The sequence below is a fragment of the Ameyamaea chiangmaiensis genome (assembly GCF_013376175.1).
Lineage (GTDB): Bacteria > Pseudomonadota > Alphaproteobacteria > Acetobacterales > Acetobacteraceae > Ameyamaea > Ameyamaea chiangmaiensis.
The window spans coordinates 1-6135 of the sequence record NZ_JABXXR010000152.1; the positions used below are offsets into that span (position 1 = coordinate 1).

Annotated in this window: 10 protein-coding genes and 1 pseudogene; 10 read left to right on the top strand and 1 reads right to left on the bottom strand. The window is 63.3% G+C overall.

All coding sequences use genetic code 11. The annotated features are described in order from the left end of the window. The first annotated feature begins 423 nt into the window (after nucleotides 1-423). A complete protein-coding gene (locus tag HUK82_RS13655) occupies nucleotides 424-741 on the top strand; it encodes a DUF736 domain-containing protein (protein ID WP_176614484.1) in 318 nt (105 codons plus the stop codon). Between the two features lie 60 nt (nucleotides 742-801). Here the strand turns inward: HUK82_RS13655 and HUK82_RS13660 are convergent, their stop codons facing one another. Next, entirely contained in the window at nucleotides 802-1050 is a 249-nt protein-coding gene (locus tag HUK82_RS13660) for a helix-turn-helix domain-containing protein (RefSeq protein ID WP_176614485.1), read from the bottom strand. Between the two features lie 271 nt (nucleotides 1051-1321). Here HUK82_RS13660 and HUK82_RS13665 point away from each other — a divergent pair, with 271 nt between their 5' ends. From HUK82_RS13665 to HUK82_RS17215, 9 genes and pseudogenes are all read left to right on the top strand, one after another. Further along, nucleotides 1322-1528, top strand: a complete 207-nt coding sequence (locus HUK82_RS13665; protein WP_176614486.1) for a transcriptional regulator domain-containing protein — start codon at nucleotides 1322-1324, stop codon at nucleotides 1526-1528. A gap of 58 nt (nucleotides 1529-1586) precedes the next feature. Continuing rightward, on the top strand, nucleotides 1587-2093 hold the full coding sequence (locus HUK82_RS13670) for a DUF2285 domain-containing protein (protein ID WP_264802006.1): 507 nt from the start codon (nucleotides 1587-1589) through the stop codon (nucleotides 2091-2093). A 112-nt stretch (nucleotides 2094-2205) separates the two neighbouring features. After that, nucleotides 2206-2502, top strand: a complete 297-nt coding sequence (locus HUK82_RS13675; protein ID WP_176614488.1) for a helix-turn-helix transcriptional regulator — start codon at nucleotides 2206-2208, stop codon at nucleotides 2500-2502. Continuing rightward, a complete protein-coding gene (locus tag HUK82_RS13680; RefSeq protein WP_176614489.1) occupies nucleotides 2499-3572 on the top strand; it encodes a replication initiator protein A in 1074 nt (357 codons plus the stop codon). Before HUK82_RS13675 ends, HUK82_RS13680 begins: the two co-directional genes overlap by 4 nt. After that, nucleotides 3569-4057 (top strand): DUF2840 domain-containing protein, encoded by a 489-nt coding sequence (locus HUK82_RS13685; RefSeq protein ID WP_176614490.1) that lies wholly within the window; start codon nucleotides 3569-3571, stop codon nucleotides 4055-4057. The genes HUK82_RS13680 and HUK82_RS13685 overlap by 4 nt, the downstream gene beginning before the upstream one ends. Then, nucleotides 4054-4683 carry a S26 family signal peptidase gene (locus tag HUK82_RS13690; RefSeq protein ID WP_176614491.1) on the top strand — a complete coding sequence of 210 codons (630 nt, stop codon included), beginning with the start codon at nucleotides 4054-4056 and terminating at the stop codon, nucleotides 4681-4683. Before HUK82_RS13685 ends, HUK82_RS13690 begins: the two co-directional genes overlap by 4 nt. A 58-nt stretch (nucleotides 4684-4741) precedes the next feature. Next, a complete protein-coding gene (locus HUK82_RS13695) occupies nucleotides 4742-5083 on the top strand; it encodes a DUF736 domain-containing protein (RefSeq protein ID WP_176614492.1) in 342 nt (113 codons plus the stop codon). Continuing rightward, nucleotides 5080-5763, top strand: coding sequence for a lytic transglycosylase domain-containing protein (locus tag HUK82_RS13700; RefSeq protein WP_176614493.1), 684 nt, complete (start codon nucleotides 5080-5082; stop codon nucleotides 5761-5763). The genes HUK82_RS13695 and HUK82_RS13700 overlap by 4 nt, the downstream gene beginning before the upstream one ends. Before the next feature lie 192 nt (nucleotides 5764-5955). After that, nucleotides 5956-6135, top strand: a pseudogene (locus HUK82_RS17215) (relaxase/mobilization nuclease domain-containing protein); the annotation flags it as partial.

Below are 6135 nucleotides of genomic sequence, written 5' to 3' on the forward strand. Positions count from 1 at the left end.
ACGTCCTGCCTGTCGATCGGGAAGAGCAGGGAACATGATACCAGCCAGCGGGTTATCCTGGCGACGGATACGGTTTGACCTGTTCTGTCTGGAAACGGATATTCCCCGACAACCCGCGCCCTGCCATGGAACACGACGGACTGACCTGTCTCTCCACAGGGCTGACGGTGCCGCACACCATGGCCTCTCGATATGGCCGATCTGCCCGAAGACCGGCTTCGCCTCGCCCGGCTGTGGCGCAACGGCGGCCTGCAACTTTCTTCCCCTGGGCTGCGCCCATTCCGCGCGGAGCAAGAAAGTTCCGTGCCGCCGTCCTCCGCGTTGCTCCGGCCTGCAAGCAGGTGCGCCGCCGGTCGTCTCCGGGCTGACGATGGCCATCGAGGCCAAGATGGTCGCGGCCCGATACAACCAGGAGACAGGATAATGATCATCGGTTCATTCAAAAAGGTCGGCGAGGGTTACGAAGGCGAAATCGTCACCCTGACACAGAAAATCCGGGGTATCCGCTTCGTGCCCGAAACCAACCGGGCCAGCGACAATGTTCCCAACTTCCGGGTCCAGATCGGCAAACTCGAAGCCGGGGCCGCCTGGATCAAGCACACCACGGACTGGCGCGAGTATCTCAGCGTGAAGCTGGACGATCCGACCCTTCCGGGTCCGATCTTCGCCAGCCTCTTCGAAGAAGAAGGTGGCGCCTACAACCTGGTCTGGAGCCGCCAGCGCCCGCGCAACGGGGACTGACTACCCCACACTGGCCCTTCCCGGTTCAACCGGGAAGGGCTTTCCCCATCGCGAGGCGGCCTATCGTTGCTCACTGCCTGGCACCACGGTCACTGCGACATGAGTTTCGTCCAAAAGCGCGGCCGGCCGCACGTCCAGCGCCTGTGACGCGTGCCACAGCGAAAGCAGCGTCGCGTTCTGGCGCCCGGTCTCGATCCAGCTGATATAGGCGCGGTCCACGCCCATCCGTTCCGCCAGGGCTTCCTGGCTGAGACCGGCGGCGCGTCGCAGGCGCCTCACGTTCGCGCCGAAAAGTCCTCGGATGTCCATCCGCAGGATAGGAACGATTTGTGTATTATCGCGCTACGTATTATAATACACGGACGGTTTCTCACCCGCCGGAGCGATGTGCCGAGCGCATCACGTAATGCCGGAAAAACCGACATTTCCCGCCCGCGTGGCCTGAATCTTCCTCTCTCTTCCAAATAATCCCGATCAGGCCGGAGATTGTCGGGATCACCTCCCTGAGTCTTCGGGACTACCCGTTCCGGTTCCGCACCGGATACTGGGTCGAATCCATGACATATCGGGGGAGGGGGACGTGCCGACAATCCGGCCGTGGGATGCCGCACCCCTTCGTCGCGCCTACGCCAGGCTCGACTCTGCCGGCCTCGCCCAGGAATGGCTGCGACACAATCCGGCCTACCGGCGCGATCATGCAGCAACCATGACGACGGGCACGATTGACGCCGAGGCGTGGCGCGCTTTCGCCCGTCGCTGGGGGTTGCGTTTTCCCTGTCGCCCCTGATCTCCCCGCCTGGCTTGCCCCCGCTTTCTGGGATCCTGATGTCGCGCCGGAGGTCGCCGTGCGTGGCGACGGGGGTGACATTCTGTCCCGGCTCGCGCCCTACGCGCGGGCACGACATGACGGTCCTGATGGCATCCATCTCGTGCTGGACAGCGCAGCGGGTCCGCTGCGCATTGTCATCGTTATCGATCGGCAGCCCGCCGCGCCAGGAACCTGGTTCGTCATCGATGACGGGCACCTTGCGACCCGTCTGGCCTGCGTTGCGCGCGTCGGCCGCCTGCTCGCCGGCCAGACGCCCGGTCCTCTTCCCTCCGCCTTGCGCCTGAGTCCCCAGCAGAAACTCCGCCAGATCCGCATGCTCTGCATCGCGGAAGGCCGGCGCATGGGTGTGGCGGTCCGACGGATCGCGGCGGGCATCTACAGCGAGCGCATCCTGCATCTGTCCCGCAATGAATGGCGCGCCAGTTCATGGCACCGGGCTTTCTACCGCGATCTCGACGGTGCCGCGTTCTACCAGAACGGCGGTCACATCGCTCTCCTTCAGGGGCTGAGGCAGGGGGGGTGACAGTCTGGCGGCCTGAACTTTGTCATCCCTCCCCAAGCCAGATTCTCCGGCAGCGTCCTCCCATGAGCCGCGACATTCCGCACGCGGCCCGATCCAACGGGAGAAAGACCCCATGCGTGTCCAGCCAACACTGCCACCGCGCTATCTGCGTACCCCGGACGCGGCCAATTTCGTTGGCCTGTCCATCCGCACCCTCGAAAAACACCGGAGCTGCGGTACCGGTCCGCTCTACCGCCAGCTTGGCGGCCGGATCGTCTATGCCGTGGAAGACCTCTGCGCCTGGGCTGATCTGAACGTCCGGCTGTCCACGGGTGACGGTGGCGGCATTCCCATGCCGTCCGATCCCCGCGCCTATATCGTGCGATTGCAGGCGAAGGCCCGCAAGGCGCAGCGGAGTGCCGGACGATGATGCCGGCCGCCGATAGCTGGCGTCAGCCCGACCGCCGCTTCGTGGTCACGGGACCGGCTCGGCCCCGCGACATCCGCGATCTGATGGGACGTCCGTTTTTCGCATTGGGAAAAACGCCGCGCCTCTCCCCGATTGATTACCAGGCGCGACATATCGCGATCATAGTACGGGCTGAAAATGCCGGCGGTATGGCGACCGTCTGGGACGTCGACGTCCTGATCTGGCTGACCGGGCAGATCGTCGATGCGCTGAACCATGGATTGTGGGTGTCACGCCATGTGCGCTTCACACCATGGCGTCTGTTTCAGGATCTGGGCTGGGCTTCCGGGCAGCATGAATATCATCGCCTTCGTGGTGCATTGGAACGGCTGTCCACGACAACAGTCATGACGAACATCCGCCAGGGCACTGACTGGAGGGAAAGACCGTTCACCTGGATCAGTGATGTCCGGATATCCCGTGACGATGGCGTGGCCCTGACGCTGCCGGACTGGCTGATGGAAGCCGCCTGCGATCGCTCGCGCGTGCTGAGTGTTGATCCCGCCTATTTCTGCCTTCGTGGCGGTCTGGAGCGATGGCTTTACCGCCTGGCGCGTCGGCATGCCGGACGACAGAAGGAGGGATGGCGCTTCGATCTGGCGGAACTGCACGCACGCTCAGGCAGCCTGACCCGTCGTCGCGACTTCATCGCGAAAATCCGTGCCATTGTCGTCAGCCAGATCATCCCCGGTTATGCGTTTCGCGTCATTTCTGGCGGAAAACTGGGGATTTTATGCGCTGTTCCAACGAGTCAATCCACAGGATCTGTGGATAACGATGTGAAACATGTCGTTGGATCAACGGCGCATCATATCGTGGGACCGTTGGCGGATTCATCGTCGGACCGTTGGCGAAAAACGGCGCAACCCATTGGTTTTGAAGGAAAAATCGTCGTCTTAACTTATATAACTTATATAATAACTTATTATGTAGGGGATTTCGGTCTTTTCGCTCCCCTTCCGGCAGCCCGGTCGGGGCGTGGAGAAAAGGCTCGGGAAGCGGTCGCGGATCGCCTGGTCGGTGTCCCATGACCGCGCGTTCTTTCCAGTCGAAGGGCGATGCCCTCACTACGGTCGAACTGACCTGGATCGAGAAGCGCATCGAACATTGGGTCCGCTTCGGGCATCCCGTCGAGGATCGTATTCTCGACCGTCGGCGCAGGCTGATGAGCTTCGCGCCGGACAGCGTGTTCGCGTTCATTCGGTGGGCCGCGAATGATTTCGGGACCGTGGTGTCCTGCATCGACATTGTGCGCGCGGTCGGGGTTCAGGAAGCCTGCCAGACCGTGCCGTTCGTGCAGCCCGGTGGCGAGAGCCTTCTGCGCCAGAGCGGCTGGCCAAAGGTGCGGCGCGTGCTGGAGGCCATCGACGGCGTGGAGGCGCTGGGGATCGATCCTGCGGCCGCCTGTCCCGATCACTGGCGGCATCTGCATCACCGGCTCACAGCGGTGCAGGAACCGCGTCCCTACACGCGCGAACGCCACGAGGCGTGGCTGTGCAGGAGGGCTATGTCATGACCCGGCGTGCATGGTTCTTCACCACGTATTTCGCCATGCTCGGCGTGGGCACCTCGCTGGCGTTTCATCCCACGCCGCGCTGGGTCTGGAACGAAACGGCGAGCGTTCCGGTCGGGCTGTATCGCATCCAGCCCACAGTCCCGGTGCGCGTCGGCGACATTGTCTCCATCCGCCTGCCGGAGCGCGAGGCGACGCTACTGGCAACGCGCGGCTACCTGCCGTTTGGCGTGCCGCTGCTCAAGCCTGTGGCAGCGCTGGCGGGCCAGAGTGTCTGCCGCATCGGCATCCACGTCACGATCGACGGTAAGTCTGTCGGTGATGCGAAGACCGTCGATCATCGGGGTCGGAAGCTGCCGGTCTGGCAGGGCTGCCAACGCCTCGAACCGGGGCAGGTCTTCGTCATGAACGCCGCTGTACCAACCAGTCTGGACGGGCGGTATTTCGGTGTCCTGCCGATGGATACTGTGATCGGTCGCGCGGTGCCGGTTCATGTCCGCACGGGCGAGGCGGAGCCGCCGCCGCCGCATTTCGATCCCCTTCCGGAACCGCCCAAGCCGATGCGGGAGCGACCGCTTCTGGCGCCGCCCATGATGCCCATGAAGCCCGGTGAACCATCCATCCAATAATGGTCATTCAGCCCTTGAATTCTCTGTCATTCCCATTCTGTCTGAAAGGATTTTTCCCATGAGCCAGATCGGATTTTTTACCCGAACCGCCGATGGATTTGCCGGGCGTGTGCGCACCCTGTCGCTGGATGCTGAACTGATCTTCGTGCCAGTGGAAAACAATGGCGCGGAGCATGCGCCGGATTATCGCATCCATCTGGGCGACGGGGATACTGGCCCCGAACTGGGCGCGGGATGGAAACGCACCGGGGAGCGCGCCGGCGAGTATGTTTCCGTGGTCCTGGACGATCCCACTTTCACACAGCCGGTTCGCGCCACGCTGTTCCAGGCAGGGCGCGGCGGACGCGAGTGGCAACTGGTCTGGAACCGCCCTGTGAAACGCCCAGGAGGCCGGGAATGAGTGCCCGGTTTTTCATGTCCGCTGGCGTGCTGGCCGTGCTTGCGCTGTCGCTCTCGCCGACCATTGTCCATGCGCAGGATTGGGATGATCTGGTGCGTCAAGCGGCGGAGCGGAACGCGATCCCGCCAGCATGGGTGAGGGCCGTCGTCCATGCCGAAAGCGCCGGCGATCCGCACGCAGTGTCCAGTGCGGGTGCGATAGGGCTGATGCAGCTCATGCCCGGCACATGGAAGGATGTCCGGCGCACGCACAATCTGGGGGCCGATCCCTTCGATCCGCACGACAATATCGCGGCCGGGGCAGCCTATCTGCGATGGCTGCACGACCGCTATGGCGACGTGGGATTCCTCGCCGCCTACAATGCCGGACCTGGTCGCTATGACGATCATCTGGCGACTGGTCGGCCATTGCCTGCCGAGACGGTTTCCTACGTCGCGTCTGTCGCCCGGCTGATCGATGACCCGTCGTTCAGCATGCATTTTTCTATCACTCCAGCGCGTGACTGGACCGCTGCCACGCTCTTCATTTCCGGCAGCGAAAGTGCGTTTTCAGTATCGTCTCACGGCGTCTTTTCATCACGATCCGGGCGGGGGATTTTCACTCCGTCCGCGCTTTTCGCAGGTCATGTCCGCAGCGTGCCCGGAGTGGGTTCGACGCGGGGAGTGGAGCAGGGGCAATGAATCACGAAAACCCCGGAAAAGGACTGAAAAAATTAGGGCTGGATAAAAGGCCGCACATCGCGGCTCGGTCGGGGTGGCTGTTTTCCGGGGTTTTTAGGTCTTGTTGCGAGGTTCTGGAATTTTCAGCACCTCGCGTCGAGGTGTCATCTCTTTGATCCGGCGCGATCTTTCGCGCGGTGCGGGGCATTTTACATGAACGGGGATGAAGAATTCCGGGTTCGGCCGGGGCGCATCCGCTCCACCCACGCCCGGCAGGCGCGGCCTTTCGTGACGCAGGTGCTGGCGTCGGTGCAGCGGGCCGGTGGCAGGGTCTCCCGCGCGGGGAAAATCGGCGCCGGGCGTCGCTCCAGTTTCGGGCGCGGCAGAGCCGCC